The organism is Actinomycetes bacterium, from assembly GCA_036510875.1.
GTDB lineage: Bacteria > Actinomycetota > Actinomycetes > Prado026 > Prado026 > DATCDE01.
Genome location: DATCDE010000098.1, coordinates 1 through 15531, shown reverse-complemented (window position 1 = coordinate 15531; position 15531 = coordinate 1). Strand labels below are relative to the sequence as shown.

At 70.6% G+C, this 15531-nt stretch carries 19 protein-coding genes and 1 pseudogene; 9 read left to right on the top strand and 11 right to left on the bottom strand.

Features of this window, described 5'->3' with window-relative positions; genetic code table 11:
* The 4 genes from VIM19_05680 to VIM19_05665 all read left to right on the top strand — a co-directional run.
* Positions 1-190: hypothetical protein (locus tag VIM19_05680; GenBank protein ID HEY5184388.1), on the top strand; the 190-nt coding region annotated here is incomplete at its 5' end.
* Between the two features lie 179 nt (positions 191-369).
* The gene (locus VIM19_05675) at positions 370-732 is read left to right on the top strand and encodes an MFS transporter (protein ID HEY5184387.1); all 363 of its coding nucleotides are present in this window, start codon (positions 370-372) and stop codon (positions 730-732) included.
* A gap of 220 nt (positions 733-952) precedes the next feature.
* Positions 953-1129 (top strand): hypothetical protein, encoded by a 177-nt coding sequence (locus tag VIM19_05670; GenBank protein ID HEY5184386.1) that lies wholly within the window; start codon positions 953-955, stop codon positions 1127-1129.
* A 70-nt stretch (positions 1130-1199) separates the two neighbouring features.
* Positions 1200-1466 (top strand): DUF1508 domain-containing protein, encoded by a 267-nt coding sequence (locus VIM19_05665; protein HEY5184385.1) that lies wholly within the window; start codon positions 1200-1202, stop codon positions 1464-1466.
* Between the two features lie 103 nt (positions 1467-1569).
* On the opposite strand, the gene VIM19_05660 is transcribed toward VIM19_05665, so the two are convergent.
* Positions 1570-1782: a hypothetical protein gene (locus tag VIM19_05660; GenBank protein ID HEY5184384.1), complete on the bottom strand. Its 213-nt coding sequence runs from the start codon at positions 1780-1782 to the stop codon at positions 1570-1572.
* A gap of 28 nt (positions 1783-1810) precedes the next feature.
* On the opposite strand from VIM19_05660, the gene map reads away from it, so the two are divergent.
* The 3 genes from map to VIM19_05645 all read left to right on the top strand — a co-directional run bounded on the left by map (position 1811) and on the right by VIM19_05645 (position 4025).
* Positions 1811-2668 carry a type I methionyl aminopeptidase gene (gene map, locus VIM19_05655; GenBank protein HEY5184383.1) on the top strand — a complete coding sequence of 286 codons (858 nt, stop codon included), beginning with the start codon at positions 1811-1813 and terminating at the stop codon, positions 2666-2668.
* A 21-nt stretch (positions 2669-2689) separates the two neighbouring features.
* Positions 2690-3469: an ROK family protein gene (locus VIM19_05650; GenBank protein ID HEY5184382.1), complete on the top strand. Its 780-nt coding sequence runs from the start codon at positions 2690-2692 to the stop codon at positions 3467-3469.
* Between the two features lie 76 nt (positions 3470-3545).
* Positions 3546-4025, top strand: coding sequence for a MarR family winged helix-turn-helix transcriptional regulator (locus VIM19_05645; protein HEY5184381.1), 480 nt, complete (start codon positions 3546-3548; stop codon positions 4023-4025).
* A gap of 7 nt (positions 4026-4032) precedes the next feature.
* Here VIM19_05645 and lhgO read toward each other — a convergent pair whose 3' ends face one another.
* The 9 genes from lhgO to VIM19_05600 form a co-directional block, all read right to left on the bottom strand.
* Positions 4033-5241 (bottom strand): L-2-hydroxyglutarate oxidase, encoded by a 1209-nt coding sequence (lhgO, locus tag VIM19_05640; GenBank protein ID HEY5184380.1) that lies wholly within the window; start codon positions 5239-5241, stop codon positions 4033-4035.
* Positions 5242-5293: 52 nt separating this feature from the next.
* Positions 5294-5497: a ferredoxin gene (locus tag VIM19_05635; GenBank protein HEY5184379.1), complete on the bottom strand. Its 204-nt coding sequence runs from the start codon at positions 5495-5497 to the stop codon at positions 5294-5296.
* A complete protein-coding gene (locus tag VIM19_05630) occupies positions 5494-6780 on the bottom strand; it encodes an NADH-ubiquinone oxidoreductase-F iron-sulfur binding region domain-containing protein (protein HEY5184378.1) in 1287 nt (428 codons plus the stop codon). The genes VIM19_05635 and VIM19_05630 overlap by 4 nt, the downstream gene beginning before the upstream one ends.
* A 29-nt stretch (positions 6781-6809) precedes the next feature.
* On the bottom strand, positions 6810-7391 hold the full coding sequence (locus VIM19_05625; protein HEY5184377.1) for a ferric reductase-like transmembrane domain-containing protein: 582 nt from the start codon (positions 7389-7391) through the stop codon (positions 6810-6812).
* Positions 7388-7675: a hypothetical protein gene (locus VIM19_05620; GenBank protein HEY5184376.1), complete on the bottom strand. Its 288-nt coding sequence runs from the start codon at positions 7673-7675 to the stop codon at positions 7388-7390. Before VIM19_05620 ends, VIM19_05625 begins: the two co-directional genes overlap by 4 nt.
* Before the next feature lie 89 nt (positions 7676-7764).
* The gene (locus VIM19_05615) at positions 7765-9099 is read right to left on the bottom strand and encodes a HAMP domain-containing sensor histidine kinase (GenBank protein ID HEY5184375.1); all 1335 of its coding nucleotides are present in this window, start codon (positions 9097-9099) and stop codon (positions 7765-7767) included.
* Positions 9096-9812 carry a response regulator transcription factor gene (locus VIM19_05610; protein ID HEY5184374.1) on the bottom strand — a complete coding sequence of 239 codons (717 nt, stop codon included), beginning with the start codon at positions 9810-9812 and terminating at the stop codon, positions 9096-9098. Before VIM19_05610 ends, VIM19_05615 begins: the two co-directional genes overlap by 4 nt.
* A 595-nt stretch (positions 9813-10407) precedes the next feature.
* Positions 10408-10659: an HNH endonuclease gene (locus VIM19_05605; GenBank protein HEY5184373.1), complete on the bottom strand. Its 252-nt coding sequence runs from the start codon at positions 10657-10659 to the stop codon at positions 10408-10410.
* Positions 10660-10828: 169 nt separating this feature from the next.
* Entirely contained in the window at positions 10829-11578 is a 750-nt protein-coding gene (locus VIM19_05600) for a DUF1524 domain-containing protein (protein HEY5184372.1), read from the bottom strand.
* A 22-nt stretch (positions 11579-11600) separates the two neighbouring features.
* On the opposite strand from VIM19_05600, the gene VIM19_05595 reads away from it, so the two are divergent.
* Positions 11601-12782: a hypothetical protein gene (locus VIM19_05595; GenBank protein HEY5184371.1), complete on the top strand. Its 1182-nt coding sequence runs from the start codon at positions 11601-11603 to the stop codon at positions 12780-12782.
* A 323-nt stretch (positions 12783-13105) separates the two neighbouring features.
* On the opposite strand, the gene VIM19_05590 is transcribed toward VIM19_05595, so the two are convergent.
* The gene (locus VIM19_05590; GenBank protein HEY5184370.1) at positions 13106-14749 is read right to left on the bottom strand and encodes a cell wall-binding repeat-containing protein; all 1644 of its coding nucleotides are present in this window, start codon (positions 14747-14749) and stop codon (positions 13106-13108) included.
* A 695-nt stretch (positions 14750-15444) separates the two neighbouring features.
* On the opposite strand from VIM19_05590, the pseudogene VIM19_05585 reads away from it, so the two are divergent.
* Positions 15445-15531, top strand: a pseudogene (locus VIM19_05585) (DUF6444 domain-containing protein).

Genomic DNA, 15531 nt, shown 5'->3' with positions numbered 1-15531 from the left:
CCACGAGTCGCTCACCGTCATGGAGGCCGACCTCGTCGTGCCCCAGCTGAGCTTCGACACAGTCCAGCACCTGGTCAGCCTGGCCGCGGGCGAGACCGGGTGGTCCCCGGGAAGCGGCAGCCGCCGCGGCTTTCGGGACCGGCTGGCCCGCGCCCTCGACGTGATCAGCGGGCCGGCACCGCGCCGCTGACCTCGGGCCTGCCAGCCTGCAAACGCAAATCGCATCGGTGTGGCGTTCGCCGGCGGCGCGCTGGCCGACGCGGTCGACCGCCGCCGGATGGTGCTCGCCACCGAGGCGGGACTGACCGTCATGACCGGTCTGCTGCTGCTCAACGCCTGCAGCCGCAGCCCCAGGTGTGGCCGTTGTACGTGTTCGGCCTCATGGTCGCCGCGCTGGACGGGCTGCAGCGTCCGCCGTTGGACGCCCTGAACTCCCCGCGCGGCACCATCGGCACCATCGTCGGGCCGGCCCTGGGCGGCGTCCTCATCGCGTCCTTCGGGGTGGCTTCGTCGTTCGCCGTCGACGTGGTCAGCTATGGCGCCTCCCTGCTGGCGCTGATGCGGGCGAGGCCACCGCTGTCGGAGGCGGCCGCGCCGAGCCTGGCGCGATCGGCAAGGGCCTGGCCTACGCCTGGTCCCGCAAGGATCCGCTGGGCGCCCACCTGGTTGACCTGTCGGCGATGCTCTTCGCCTACCCCTACGCGCTGTTCCCGTTCGTGGCCGATGCGCTGAACGCCCCTGGGCACTGGGGCTGCTGTCCTCGGCCGGGCCATCGTGCTGGCCGCCATGGTGTGGGGTGCCGCCATCGCCGCCTTCGGGATGGCGCACAATCGGTGGCTAGCTCCGCTCTGCCTCGCCGTCGCCGGCGCTGCGGACATGGTGAGCGGGCTGTTCCGCACGATGATCTGGAACCAGACCCTCCCCGACGAGGCCCGACGAGCTGCGCGGCAGGATGGCCGGCACCGAGCTGCTGTCCTACTCACTGGGCCCACAACTGGGACAGGTCCGGTCCAGCCTGGTGGCGCAGTGGACCTCACTGCGGTTCTCCATCGTCTCGGGCGGACTCGCCTGCGTGGCCAGCGGGGTGCTCCTCGCGGCCACACGGCCGCGTCAAAGTCGCATCCGGTGATCGCTTTCTGAGACGCTCGTCCTCGACAAGTCCGGCACCGCGCCGGACCCTTGCGCAGCAGGAGGACAGCGTGCCGGCAAAGTTCGTGCTCTCCAAAGACAAAGCGGGCAAGTTCCGCTTCAATCTTCTGGCCACCAACGGCCAGGTGATCGCCTCGTCCGAGGCGTACAACACCAAGATCGCGGCCACGAACGGCATCAACTCGGTGAAGAAGAACGCGGGCGGCGCCATCGTCGACGACCGCACCGCCGCCGCGGCGCCTGCGGCGAAGAAGGCCCCGGCCAAGGCCGCACCGGCCAAGAAGGCCCCGGCCAAGCGCGCGGCCAAGAAGGCCTGACCTGTCCCAGCCTCGCGAACGAACCGACGGCGGCCGTCCTTTGTGGACGGCCGCCGTCGTCATGACATGACCCGGGCGCGCCCGGCGGCGCCGGGCGCGGCAGTCAGCCGCCGTTCCACTCGCGGTCCTGCTCGTCCCAGGCCTCGCTGCGCTTGCGGGTCCGGTCCAGTGCAGTCTCCGCCTCCGCGTAGGTCTTGTAGGGGCCGAGCCGCTCGGAGTCCGGACTGCCGGGCCCCTGCTCGACCCGGTGGTGGACTAACGACCACCAGTAGGCCGTCTCCTGCTCGTCACTCACCGGTCGGTCCTGCTCGCTCATCGATCACTCCTCTCGTGGCTTTCGTAGACTGGCACAGGTGAGCACTCTCGTCCCCGGCGTCCTGTCCCCCCAGCGGTCCGTGCCCCAGCACATCGCGCGGCCCGAGTACGTCGGCCGCAAGGGCCCCGAGCGCTACACCGGGCCGGAGGTCAAGGACGCCGACACGATCGAGCGGATGCGGGTGGCCGGCCGGATCGCCGCCCAGGCACTGGTCGCGGTGTCCGAGCAGATCCGCCCCGGGGTGACCACCGACGAGCTGGACCGGGTGGGGCACGAGTTCCTGGTGGTGCACGACGCCTACCCGTCGACGCTGGGCTACCGCGGGTACCCGAAGTCGTTGTGCACGAGCCTCAACGAGGTGATCTGCCATGGCATCCCCGACTCGACGGTGCTGCGCGACGGCGACATCATCAACATCGACATCACGGCCTACGTCGACGGCGTCCATGGCGACACCGACGCGACGTACCTGGTGGGCGAGGTCGACGAGGAGTCCCGGCTGCTCGTCGAGCGCACCCACGAGGCCACCCTGCGGGCCATCAAGGCGGTGGCCCCCGGCCGGCAGCTCAACGTCGTCGGCCGGGTGATCGAGTCCTACGCCAACCGGTTCGGCTACGGCGTGGTGCGCGACTTCACCGGCCACGGGATCGGCACCTCGTTCCACTCGGGTCTGGTCGTCCCCCACTACGACGACCCGCACGCCACGACCATGCTCGAGCCGGGCATGACATTCACCATCGAGCCGATGCTCACCCTCGGCACCATCGACTACGACATCTGGGACGACGGCTGGACCGTTGTCACGAAGGACCGGCGCCGGACCGCGCAGTTCGAGCACACCATCCTGGTGACACCGACCGGGTCGGAGATCCTGACGCTGCCCTGACGCCCGTGCCAGGGTGGGCCCATGGAACCGGCGCTTGCGCACCACCCGACCAGCTGGCCCGCGGACGTGACGACGCTGTCGATCGACATCGGCGGCAGCGGGCTGAAGGCGGCCCTGCTCGATCCGGACGGCCTCATGAGCACCGAGCGGGTGCGGGTCGAGACCCTCTACCCGTGCCCACCCGAGCTCCTGGTCACCACCCTGACCGAGCTCGTCGCGCCGCTGCCGCACTACGACCGGGTGTCCGTCGGGTTCCCGGGCATGGTGCGCCACGGCATCGTCCTGGACGTGCCGTCGCTGTCACGGCAGGTGCCCGGTGGCCCGCCGTGGCCGCCGAGCGTGGCGGCCTGGAACCACTTCGACCTGCGCTCGGCGCTGGAGCAGGCGCTGGGTCGCCCCACCCGGGTGTCCAACGACGCGGACATGCAGGGCTGCGCCGTCGTCCGGGGCGACGGCATGGAGTTCGTCATGACGCTGGGGACCGGGTGCGGCACCGCATTGTTCTACGACGGGATCAAGCTGCCGCACCTGGAGCTGTCCCACGGGCCGTTCCGCAAGAGCGAGACGTTCGACATCCAGCTCGGCGACCTGGCCCGCCACGAGGTCGGCAACGAGCGGTGGAGCCGCCGGGTGGTCAAGGCGCTGCAAGCGTTCGACGACATGCTGTTCTTCGACCGAGTCTACGTCGGCGGGGGCAACGCCAGGAAGCTGACCGTAGACCTCGGGCCGAAGGCGGTGCTCGTCGACAACACCGCCGGGATCGTCGGCGGGGTCACGATCTGGGAGCTCGGCTCGCTCTGACCCTGCCGCCTCACCGCGCCAGCAGGTCGGGACCTATGGCCCGCCGATTAGTACGTCATTCAACTACCATGGCGGCATGGCCGAAACTCGTTGGCTGACCGACAAGGAACAGCGCGCCTGGCGGGCCTGGATCGCAGCCACCGCGCTGCTCAACGACCGGCTCGAGCGCGACCTCAAGACGGAGCACGGCATGTCGCTGGCCGAGTACGAGGTGCTGGTCCGGCTGTCCGAGGCCGCGGACCACCGGCTACGGATGTCGGATCTCGCCAGCCAGACCCTGTCGTCGAAGAGCCGCCTGTCCCATCAGGTCTCCCGGATGGAGGCGGACGGCCTGGTGGTGCGCGAGGAGTGCTACGTGGACCGTCGGGGCGCCTGGGCGGTGCTCACCGACGCCGGGTGGCGGCGGCTGACCGAGGCCGCCCCCGACCATGTGGAGAGCGTCCGTCAGCACCTCGTCGACGTCCTGGGTCCCGAGCAGCTGGAGCAGCTCGGCACCGCCTGCCGCACCGTCGCCAACCACCTGGAGCACGAGAGCCGGGACTGGCCGCGCCGCTAGGCCTTCGCTAGGCCGAGACCCTGGTCCGCCAGGGATGGTCGCAGATGTACTCGGCGATGGCCAGGGACGACGTCGCCGCGGGCGACGGTGCGTTGCGCACGGCCACCACCGGGCCGAGCTCGCTGATCCGGAAGTCGTCCACCAGCGTCCCGTCCGGGTCCACGGCCTGGGCCCGGACGCCAGCTTGGGCCGCCACCACGTCGGACGCCGTGAGCTCGGGGACGTACCGCCGAGCCTCGGCCAGGAACGCCCGCCGGCTCAGTGAGGTCCGGTACTCCTTCATGCCCATCCGCCAGTGCTGGGCCGCCATCCGGCGGAAGCCGGGGTAGGTGAAAGTGCCCCACGTCTGGCCGAGGTTGAGGTCACGCAGCCGGTAGCCCTCCCGCGCCATGGCCAGCACGGCGTTCGGGCCAAGGTCGACCGACCCGTCGACCCGGCGGGTGAAGTGCACGCCGAGGAACGGGTACCGGGGGTCGGGCACCGGGTAGATCAGGCCACGCACCAGGTCGGTGCGCTCCGGTACCAGCCGCAGGTACTCCCCCCGGAACGGCACGATGGCCGGACCCACACTGTCCCCGGCCGCCTCGGCCAGGATGTCGGACTGCAGGCCGGCGCAGATCACCAGCCGGTCGAAGCCGAGGCTCTCCTCGCGGGTGGCGACGCGGACCCGGCCCCGGTCCCGGCCGATCCGCACGATCTCCTTGCCCAGGAGGACCTCCGACCCGGCCGCCCGGATGTCCTCGGCCATCGCCCGCGCGATCGCGGGGTAGTCGGTGATCGCGGTGTGCGGCGAGTAGAGCCCTGCGACCCCCACCGCATGGGGCTCGATCTCCCGCAGCCCGACCGCGTCGACCGAGCGCATCCCGGGGACGCCGTTGGTCTCGGCCCGCTCCCGGATCGACTCGAGCGCCGCCCGCTCCCCGTCGTCCACGGCGAGAACGAGCTTGCCGCGCTCGTCGTAGACGATCCCCTTGTCCGCGCAGTACTCGCGCAGCATCCCCATGCCGCGACGGCACAGGGTGGCCTTCAGCGAGCCGGGTGGGTAGTAGATCCCGGCGTGGACGACGCCGCTGTTGTGACCGCTCTGGTGGGCGGCGACGTCGAGCTCCTTGTCCAGCACGGTGACCCGCACGTCGGGCATCAGCTCGGTCAGCCGACGCGCGACGGCCAGGCCGACCAAGCCGGCCCCGATCACACCGATCCGTTCCACCGACATGTGAACCCCTCCCCCGCTGGACGCTACTGCACCGCGGAGGTGGCGATGACGGCTACCCGCCCTGGGTCAGCCGAAAGGCCAGGGTGGGACAGGCCGATGCGGCCCGGCGCGCGTGCTGCAGCTCGTCCTCGGTCAGCGGCCGAACGTCGAACACCGGGTAGCCCCAGTCGTCCAGCCGGACCCGTTCCGGCAGCAGCTCCGCGCACAGCCCGTGAGCCGTGCAGGTGGTCCACTCGACGCGCAGCGTGGTGCTCATCGCCAGTCCTCCGGCTGGGGGGCGCTGGGTGTGGGCAGCACCCGGTTGGCGCACTGCGGGCACGGGCCGCGCTGGTGGCTGCGGACCTCCTCGGCGAAGACCTGCAGGGCGCTGTCGGCGAACCGGGCGGCGCCGTCCGGCATCGAGCATGCCCCGCGGCCCTGGATCAGCTTCACCCAGCGCTGCAGCTGCGGCAGCTCCTGCCGCCCCCGCCCACCGGCCAGCCGCTCGAACGACCCGGCGATGGCGGGCAGCCCGTTGAGGCAGGGCCCGCACTGCTGTGCTCCGTGCCCGGCAAGGTAGCGCAGCACCCGCGCGCTCTCGGCCAGGCCGCAGCTGTCCTGTCCGAGCACGACGATGATGCCCGCGCCGAAGGATGACTTCTTGGTCCTCAACGCGGCGTGGCCCAGTGCCAGGTCCCACGCGTCGTTCGCCGGCAGCCAGCTGCCGTAGTAGCCACCGAGCAGCACTGCCCGCGGTGTCGACGTCGTTCCGCCGAGACCGGCCACCAGGCTGCGCAGCGTGGTGCCGAGCGCCACCTCGGTGACGCCGGTCCGGGCGACCGCACCGGTCACGGTGACCAGCGCGCTGCCCGGGTCCTGCGCGGTGCCGACCGAGCGGAACCAGGCCTCCCCATGGCGGGCGAGCAGGGCGATGTGAGCCAGCGTCTCCACGTTCTGCACCAGCGTGGGCCGCCCACGAACGCCCTTCTGGTACGGGCGCGGCGGCACCGGCAGCGGCCTGGCCAGGCCGCCCCCCACCCGGTTGACGAGTGCGGTCTCCTCGCCGGACACGTAGCGGTCCGGCGCGGTGACGACCTCGACAGCGACCGCGTCGACGTGAGCCCGCCGCCGCTCCTCGATGGCGGTGAGGACGGCGGCATACGCGTTGGATGCGCCCCGGTGCAGGTACAGGTAGGCGTCGCGGGCCCCCACCGCGGCTGCGGCGAGCTGCAGTCCGTCGAGCACGAGGTGCGGCGCCCGGGTGAGCAGCAGCGCGTCCTTGTAGCTGGCCGGCTCGCCCTCGGCCGCGTTACCGACGACGACCGTGCGACGACCGTTGTCCGCCACCGCCCGCATCTTCAGTCCGGAGGGGAAACCGGCACCTCCCCGGCCGCGCAGGCCGGACATCTCCACGAGGTCGACCAGGTCGGGGTTGCCCCCGGGACGCACCGACGGGAGGGTCACCGGCCCATGGCTGGCGAGGTGCTCCGCGTAGGAGGCGGGGGAAGCGACATGGAGCCGGTCGGCAAGCAGCCGGGGCAGACCCTCCGGCGGAGCCACCGGGCGCACCTCCACCCTCTGGGACCGGCTCATCGCACGCCCGCGCGCTCACGAGCAGCAAGAACCACGACCGGTGCGTCGTCGGCGTCCTCGACGACGAGCCGCCGCAGCCCGGCCAGACCCACCAGCCCGATGCAGGTAAGGGTGAACAGCTGCATCCAGCGCTGGCTGGCGTCCGTACCGGTGCCCAGTCCGTGGAGCACCGCCACCGGCCAGGCGGCGTAGGCCAGCCAGTGGACGCTGCGCCAGATGCGCAGGCCGAGCCGGACCCGGATCAGGCTGGTCACGATCAGGGCCAGGATCAGGTCGAACGCGAGCGCGCCCAGGCCCAGCCAGAACGGCCGGTAGCTGCCGACGAACGGGACGAACGCGTCGGTCAGCGAGATCTTCGTGTAGGTGTCCAGCACCGAGGACCCGATGTGCACGACCAGGAAGACGACCGACAGCAGCGAGATGTTGCGGTGCAGCGAGACCGTGACGAAGCGCGGCCAGCGGGCGCTCCTCCAGCGGGTCACCGAGGTGAGGCCCAGCAGCACCGTAGCCGTGAGCAGCGCGAGCGACACCACCCCGGTGCCCCGTGCGAGGTACCACAGCGGTGAGCCCGTGGTCATGAGCCGCTCGACTTCGCGACCGGGGCGCTGGTCGTCGGCGCCTGGGTCACCGGGGTGCCCGGCGCCGAGAGACCCGACGAGGACGTCGCCGACGAGCCGGTTGTCGGGCTGGTGGTCGTCGTCGCGCCCGACGTGACCGTTGACGAGGCCACCGCGACCGACTGGTCGTGCCGGAACGCGGTGATGCCCGCGACCCCGGTGCCGACCAGTGCCAGGGCCGCTACTCCGCCGGTGACGGTCTTGACGCGGCGCAGTCCCGCGTCGCGTCCGTTGGGCTGGTACATGCGATCTCCTCGTCTCGTGGCTTCGAGGAAAGCCTCAGCGAGCGGCATGAGGAGATCATGAGGACCAGGTGAAATTCGGCTAGGAACGCTCAGAACTGCAGGGCGAGCACCGCGCCGCCGTCCGGCGCGGCACCGGCCTCGACGATCGCGCCGTGGCTGTCCGCCGTCTGCCGGACGATGGCCAGCCCGAGGCCCGACCCGGGCGCCGAGCGCGCCTCCGGCGAGCGGTAGAAGCGGTCGAAGACGTGCGGCAGGTCCTCCGGCGGGATGCCCGGGCCGTGGTCGCGGACGGTGAGCCGGCGGTCCGCGAGGGTGATCTCGACGGTCCCACCGGGCGGGCTCCACTTGCCGGCATTGTCGACCAGGTTCGCCACGGCTCGGTCCAGCCGCGCTGCGTCGCCCACCACGACGGTCGGCTCGAGGAAGTCGTTGAAGGTGACGTCCGGCCAGTGCCGGCGGGCACGCGTGAGGACCGCCCCGACGATGCGGTCCAGCTGGACCTCGGCCGACTCGGAGACCGCCGGCGTGCCGTCGCCACGGGCCAGCTCGACCAGGTCGGCGACGAGGGCGGCCAGCTCGTCGAGCTGGACGACGGTGGAGTCGAGCAGCCGGCGCCGCTCCAGCGGATCCAGCCGCTCCACGTCCTGCAGCACCTCGACGTTCGTGCGCAGGCTGGTCAGCGGGGTCCGCAGCTCGTGCGACGCGTCGGCGACCAGCTGCCGCTGCGCCGACAGCGCCCGCTGCAGCGCCTCCAGCATCGAGTCCATGCTCGCCGCGAGGCGGCCCAGCTCGTCCTTGCTCGAGGCGTCCATCCGCAGCGACAGGTCCCGGGTGCGCGCGACCTGCTCGGCGGCGCGGGTCAGCCGGGTGAGCGGGCGCAGCGCGGCCGCCGCCGCGAGCCAGCCAAGGACGCCGGCCGCGACCACACCGACCAGCAGCACCACCAGCAGCAGCCGCCGGACCTCGCGCAGCGTCGCGTCTACCTCGCCGAGCGGGCGCGCGACCTGGACGGCGACGCCGGCCTCCACCGGCCGGGTCAGCAGCCGCAGGCGCACCCCACCGACGGTCACGTCACGGGCGTAGCCGGCGTGCTGGCCGGCCGCGACGGCGACGTCGGTCGCGGCGACCGGGAGTACGACGTCGGACTGGTCGGGGCGCACGGTACTGCCGTCGGCGTTGACCACCTGGACGTAGGCGTCGGTCTCCCCCAGCTCGGCCGGGCGCAGTCCGTTGATTGACTCGTTGGCCGGGCTGTCCTTGGCGGTCAGGTGGTCGATGACCGACTCGCTGCGGGTCTGCAGCCCGGCGTCCAAGGTGGCGACCAGGTCCTTGTGCAGCTCCCACACCATGATCAGGGCTGGCCCCACCAGCGCGATGAGCACCGCGAGGCTGGTGGCCAGGACCAGCCGCAGCCGCAGGCTCACTGCTGCCTCAGCACGTAGCCGACTCCCCGCACCGTCTGCAGCAGCCGTGGCTCGCCGCCGGCCTCGGTCTTGCGGCGCAGGTAACCGATGTAGACGTCGAGCGCGTTGGACGACGGACCGACGTCGTACCCCCAGACCCGGTCGGAGACGACCTCGCGCGGCAGTACCTGGCCGGGGTTGAGCAGGAACACCTCGAGGATCTGGAACTCGGTGCGGGTCAGCTCGATCGGCCGGTCGCCCCGGCGGCAGGTCCAGCCGGCCAGGTCGAGGACCAGGTCGCCGAACGCCAGCGTGTCGCCGTCCGCCAGGCCGGCCCCGTCGGCCGCGGCCATCACCGGGTCGTGCCGGCGCAGCAGCGCGCGCAGCCGCGCCCTCAGCTCGGCCAGCGCGAAAGGCTTGACCAGGTAATCGTCCGCCCCGGCGTCTAGACCGGCCACCCGGTCGGTGACGGTCTCCCGGGCGGTGAGCATGAGCACAGGGGTCCGGTCGCCGGCGGCGCGCAGCCGGCGGCACACCTCTAGGCCGTCAAGCCCGGGCATGGTGACGTCCAGCAGCACGGCGTCCGGCCGCACCTGCTCCACGCGGGCCAGCCCTTCGGGGCCGTCGGACGCGGTCTCCACCGTGTAGCCGTCCAGCCGCAGGGCGCGGGCCAGCGCCTCACGAACCGCGAGGTCGTCCTCGACCACCAGCACGACGCGGGCGTCGTCGCCCATCCCCTCACGCCTCCACTCGACCGCAGCTGGCCCGATCATCGTGCACGAGTGGACCGGACACGCATGAAGATCCGATGAGCGCGTCGGCGCACCTCCCGTTCCACGTCGTCCTCGGCGATGTGAGCCGATAGACAGCACCCCGGTGACCACAGTCCCTGCCTGACGACCCCGCCGAGTGTCAGCCTGGAATCGCGTACGGCGGGAGGTGCACTGCGATCACCCAGGCTGAACGGCTACTTGTCCAGTTCCTTCGCTTCAAGATCAACCAGCAGGGTTACTTCGACAAGACCGGCGACTAGGCAGACCGTCCAACTGCCCTGTCGCCTCTCGGGGCGGCGGGGCCTTCTCCTGCCTTGACTCAGGTCGGGGCGCGCCAGCCAGCAACCAGGCGACGGACGAGTCGGCCTGTACGCCGGGGACAGTCAGTGCCCTGGGTCTGACCTGGGCTGACATGCCACAAAGGGCCTTTGACCTGCGAAAACGTCACTCAACGCTTCTTGATGTTCTCCGTCGCTTTCCGCCCTCTGGCGTCCCAGCCACGTCCCAGCCACGTCCCAGCGGATGCCGTGGAAACCGCCCGACCAAACCATCGACCTCAGCCGACGCTGGCTCCCTTGAGCCGGTTACACGGTCCGCAGAGGATCTGAAGGTTGCCCTCGTCGTTGGAGCCGCCCAGGGACACGGGGATGACGTGGTCGAGCTGCAGCTCGACGTTGGACCCGCACTGGGCGCAGGCTCCGCCGTCGCGGGTCCAGACCAACTGCTTGACGTCTGGCGGGATGGCGATCCGGGCGGTGGGGCGGGGGGCCTGGGCCAAGGCCACGACGGACTGGGCGCGGGTGGGCATTTCAGCAAGCATCGGGAAGCCGTGTATCACGAGGATGCATTGTTGCGTCCACGACGGTTTCGTTGCCTTGACGAACTTGGCAGTCGATCTGGAGTTCCTGTACTACGTGTTGGCCCTGGGCGACTGCTTTGCGGGCACGGGAAATCTGGGCACACAGGAGCTCGCCGGTCTACTCACAGACAATGCCGTCGCCGTCGGCGTCGCGGTACCAGGCGTACTCGGGGTCCTTGCCCCGGTAGTACGGGCCGTACCCGGCCGCCTTGACGGCCTTGCAGGTGGCGAACCTGGGGTCCAGCGAGCCAGTCGACGTCGCTGGCTGGCTGGCCGCCGTGGCCTTGGAGCTCGAGGTGGTGGCCGTGGCGAGGGGCGGCAGCACGGTGGATGTCGTCGGGTTGCCCCCGGTGAGCACCGGCTGGCTCGGGCAGGTGGCCAGAATGCGTTGCATGGCGGCCTTCTCGGCCGGGGTGACATACAGGCCGTACTTGGCCTTCACGCTGACCTGCCGGGCCACATAGGAGCACCGGAAGGGCTTGTTCGGCGGCAGCCAGGTCGCCGCGTCCCCGTCGCCCTTCTGCTGGTTCAGGCTGCCCTTGACGGCGAGCAGGTTGAGAGGGTCGTTGGCGAAGGCGATCTTCTTCGCGTAGGGCCAGCTGGCCGCGCCGGTGACCCAGGCGTCGCCGAGGGCGACGACGTGGTCGATCTGCACCGCCGTGCTGGTGGTGGTGCCGCGGACGAAGCTGATCGTGGTGCCGCTGTATGGTTCGCGCAGCGTCCCGGTGAGGACCACGCACCCGTTGGTTCCAGCCTTCAGGGTCTTGTTGGTCAGGTCGCGGCGCAGGATGTCGTTGCGGGTGTCACACCCGTTGCGGTCTGTGTCGGTCCACGCCGGGCCGAACAGCGCCCGGTCGTAACCGGTCATCGGGCCCCGACCTGCAACTCGCATGGTGTCCAACGCCGCCAGGGCAGTGCCCGCCGCGGCCGGGGCTGATGAGCTCGGCTCCGAGGTGGGCGTCGGCGGGACGGGGCTGAGGGAGCCGATCACGTCGGGCCTACTGGTGGCCGACACCCCGGTGCTGCGGCTGGCCCCGTTGACGGTCGACGTCCCCGTGCTGGCCGAGGCACACCCCGCCAGGACGAGCGCTGCTGCGACCGCCAGCACGACGGGCCCCATCGACGGCTGGAAGGCACCGCGGCTCGGCCGTTTGCAGTTGTCGGTGCTGGAAGTGCTCATCTACGGACCTCGTGATGCATCATCAAGGACCGTAGCGCGCCGGACTGACAGCGCTGGTGGCGGTCGGCGGGACGTTCGACCGGTTCGTCTGCCGATCAAGCGTCCTAGCCTGGCTCTAGCCGCCGAGACAGGCAGCCCGGTCCAGACAGTCCCGGCCAGGACGGTGACGACGATGACCGACGTAGCCAGGCCGCCCTCAGCCGAGGAACCAGCCCCTTCGCGGCCCGGCAAGCCTGGAAGGTGGTATCTCGTCGTGCCGGCCGCGTCATTGGGGATCGCCACGTTCGTGCCCTTCCTCCACGCAGCCAGCAGGCTGCCCTACCGGTCGACGTCATGGGTGCTTGCGGCTGTGTACACGGCCAGTTCCATCGGCGCTCTGGCCATCGTGGTGACCGCCCCCGAGGGTCCTGCGGGAGAGAACAGTCTGCAGGCGAACATCGGGGTCGTACTGGGGTGGGCAGTGGCGGCGTCTGCCTACCTGTTCCTGCCACGTCTGCGAAGGGAGGTCTACGGACTCCCCGACATGTCGCCACGTCCACCGAGAGGGGGCTCTCCTGCGGTGGAGGTCGCGCTTGCCGAGCGGGCCCAGCGTCGCAAGGCAGCGCAACTGGTCGCATCTGACCCGAACTTGGCCCGTGAACTGCGGATCGGCCGTCCCGACCTACCCCGGTCCTATGACGACGGTGGTCTGGTCGACCTCAACGCCTTCGACGCGGACGGACTCGCCGGCTACATCGGGCTGCCGCCTGACGTGGCCCAACGAATCGTCGATGCTAGGGAGCTGATGGATGGTTTCACCTCCATCAACGAGGTGTGTGCGTTGGTGGGGATCTCGCAGGCGACGGAGGAGGTCCTGAAAGACCGGTGCGTCGTCGTGCCCCGTCTCTCCTAACCAGACATACCTCAACCGTTCAGGTTGATCTTGGAAAGTCCTTGTGGGACAATAACTTCGTCGCTCGCAAGACGTGTCGGCCACAGTGCCCCTGAGCGAGTGGCACAGATGACCTGAACGTCAGGATCTGACCTCAAGGTCCACGTTCGAGCCCGTACCTGGCTGGTTTCCAGCCCGTGGTGCGGGCTTCTTCGTCTGTCCATCCGTGGATCGCGGTGGCCTGAGATGCAGCGCCCACAACTCGGGTTGCTGCTCCGGAGGTCGCGGCCCACAGCGCTGTCTCTCTCGACGCAATTCGCCTCGGGCTACTCCCCCTTCGATCGCTAGTAGCCGAGAGCTGCCGCAGCGGCGAGGGCGACCGGGTCGGCGACGACATCGGTCTCGCCGTAGAAGCGCGTGGTGTTGAGGCTCGCCTTCACGGCGGTCAGGGTGTTGGCGGATGTGGATGGCAGGACGGTCGTGGCGGTGAGCAGCAGCGGTCCTCCGGCTGCGGCGAGTTGGGCGCCCCCGGCAAGGGCGTCGAGGAAGTTCAGCCCGGTGGCGATTCCAACGGTGGCGGGGGCGGGGAAGAAGGTGGCGGCGACGGTGGCGGCGGTGGCGTACCGGTCGGCGCCTAGGACCGGCTGGGCCGTCGGCTCGGCCGCGAAGGCGGGACCGCCGATGGCATAGGTCGTGCCGGGGTGGGCGGCCAGGTACGCCACGGTGACCGGCGGCAGCGTCGAGCCGGTGGTGAGCAGCACCGCTCCGTGGACGGCGGTGGCTGCTGGCCCGGCGGCGAGGGCGTCGGGGAAGTTCAGCCCGGAGGCGAGCAGCACGGTCGAGGGGTCGCCGAGGGCGTCCGCGACCGAGACCGCGGTGGCGAACCGGTCCGCACCGGCGTAGCGGGTGATCGAGTAGCCCAGACTTGCGAGCTGGGCGCCGATGCTGGCCGGGACCACGTCGGTGCCGCCGAGGATGTAGACCGTGCGGCTGACCGGCAGCACCCGGCGGATCTCGGTCAGGGTGACGGTGGGCAACGCGGTGCCGTGGGTGAGCAGCAGCGGCGCATGGTGCTCGGCGGCCAGCGGCACCCCGACCAGGGCGTCCGGGTAGGCGTCCCCGCGGGCCAGCACCACCGCCCCGGCTCCGCCCTTGGCGAAGGCTGACCGGGACACCGCCGCGGCGGTGGCGTACCGGTCAGCCCCGGCCAGCCGGTCCCAGATCCGTGGTGACAGGTTGAGCACGGCCACCGGGGTGGGACTGCTGGCCGTGGTGCCGTCGCCGAGTCTCGGTCCGCCGTTGACGTCTCCGCCCCAGCAGTGCACGGTGTGGGCGGCTGTCAGGGCGCAGGTGTGCGCAGCTGCCGCCACCAAAGCGGTGGGAGCGGCCAGACCCGTCACGGTGACCGGGGTGGTGTGGCTGACCGGGGCAGTGCCGTCCCCGAGCTGCCCGGCACTGTTGCGACCCCAGCAGTACCCCGTGGCACTGCGGGTCAGCGCACACGCGTGGAAGTCACCGGTGGCCAGCGCCGCGACGGAGGCGAGGGTCACGACCTTGACCGGGACGGTGCTCAGCTTCGTGGTTCCGTTACCCAGAACCCCGTCGACGTTGTTTCCCCAGCAGTACGCCGATCCGGTGCTGAGCAGCGCACAGGTGTAGTAGCGGGCCGCTTTGATCGAGGTCACCCCGGACAGGGACGGGACCCGGACGGGGACGCTGCTGCCCACGGTTGTGCCGTTTCCCAACTCGCCTGCCACGTTGTCGCCCCAGCAATAGGCGAGCCCGCTACCTGTCACTGCGCAGGTGTGGTAATAGCCAGCGGAGATGGCCGTCACCCCTGACAAGCCCAGGACGCGGGGAGGGGTGGGGCCGGGAAGGTAGTCGCTCCCGGCACCGAGCTGCCCAGCTCCGTTGCTTCCCCAGCAGTAGGCGCTGCCGTCTCGGCCAACTGCGCAAGTGTGCAGGTAGCCAGCGCTGACCGATGTCACAGCTGGCAGGCCGGTCACCGCGGTGGGTGTGACGGTACCGTTCCCCCAGCAGTACACGGCGCCGTTAACGGTCACCGCGCAGGTATGTCCGCTGCTCCCATACCCGTCCCCGGCGGCGATTTGTGCGCCCCGGACAGACCCACGACCTGAACAGGCACCGCTCTGGCGGTCGTACTGCCGTCACCAAGCTGGCCGCCGCTGTTGTCGCCCCAGCAGTAGACCAGTCCGTCACTGGTCAGCACGCATGTGTGATCCGCACCAGCCGCCAGCGCGACCACGGGGCTGGCAACAGCCGCTCGTGCTTCGCCGAACGACGCTCCAACCAGCCCCCCAACAATCACGGCTACCACAAGTAGCACTCGCGCCAGCCGTGACACTGTCAGGTCATCTGCAACACGCGCTCTGGTCAGCATGGCTTCCCCCCGTCAGTCGGAACCACAGCGACTGCAACTCGTACCTCCGCGACGGCTTCCGAGGCCTACGGTCCACCGATCGCCGATTCAAGGGGAAGAGGTAACTGTTCAGGTCCCTCACGGCGTGGCGGGTTGATCTTGTCGTGAGGTGCGGGAGGCTTCACTTGTCCGTTCTGCGACTTCCCCCGCAGGCAGGTGCTCTTCGTGGTCGATCCGTCGGTTTCTGCTGTGTCACCGGCTCCCTCGGTGGAGGAGTTGCTCGTCCTGCTTGCTCAGCGCGATGCGCTGATCGCGGCGTTGGCGGGTCGGGTGGCGGAGTTGGAAGCGCGGCTGGGAAAGAACTCCCGGAACTCCTCGAAGCCACCGAGC

Bases quoted from the DNA above. Each gene is read 5' to 3' on its own strand.
- VIM19_05620 (HEY5184376.1), bottom strand. From the start codon at position 7,675: ATGTACCAGCCCAACGGACGCGACGCGGGACTGCGCCGCGTCAAGACC.
- VIM19_05635 (HEY5184379.1), bottom strand. From the start codon at position 5,497: ATGAGCACCACGCTGCGCGTCGAGTGGACCACCTGCACGGCTCACGGG.
- lhgO (HEY5184380.1), bottom strand. From the start codon at position 5,241: ATGTCGGTGGAACGGATCGGTGTGATCGGGGCCGGCTTGGTCGGCCTG.
- VIM19_05605 (HEY5184373.1), bottom strand. From the start codon at position 10,659: ATGCCCACCCGCGCCCAGTCCGTCGTGGCCTTGGCCCAGGCCCCCCGC.
- VIM19_05600 (HEY5184372.1), bottom strand. From the start codon at position 11,578: ATGACCGGTTACGACCGGGCGCTGTTCGGCCCGGCGTGGACCGACACA.
- VIM19_05650 (HEY5184382.1), top strand. From the start codon at position 2,690: ATGGAACCGGCGCTTGCGCACCACCCGACCAGCTGGCCCGCGGACGTG.
- VIM19_05660 (HEY5184384.1), bottom strand. From the start codon at position 1,782: ATGAGCGAGCAGGACCGACCGGTGAGTGACGAGCAGGAGACGGCCTAC.
- VIM19_05645 (HEY5184381.1), top strand. From the start codon at position 3,546: ATGGCCGAAACTCGTTGGCTGACCGACAAGGAACAGCGCGCCTGGCGG.
- VIM19_05610 (HEY5184374.1), bottom strand. From the start codon at position 9,812: ATGGGCGACGACGCCCGCGTCGTGCTGGTGGTCGAGGACGACCTCGCG.
- VIM19_05625 (HEY5184377.1), bottom strand. From the start codon at position 7,391: ATGACCACGGGCTCACCGCTGTGGTACCTCGCACGGGGCACCGGGGTG.
- VIM19_05670 (HEY5184386.1), top strand. From the start codon at position 953: ATGGCCGGCACCGAGCTGCTGTCCTACTCACTGGGCCCACAACTGGGA.
- VIM19_05595 (HEY5184371.1), top strand. From the start codon at position 11,601: ATGGTGTCCAACGCCGCCAGGGCAGTGCCCGCCGCGGCCGGGGCTGAT.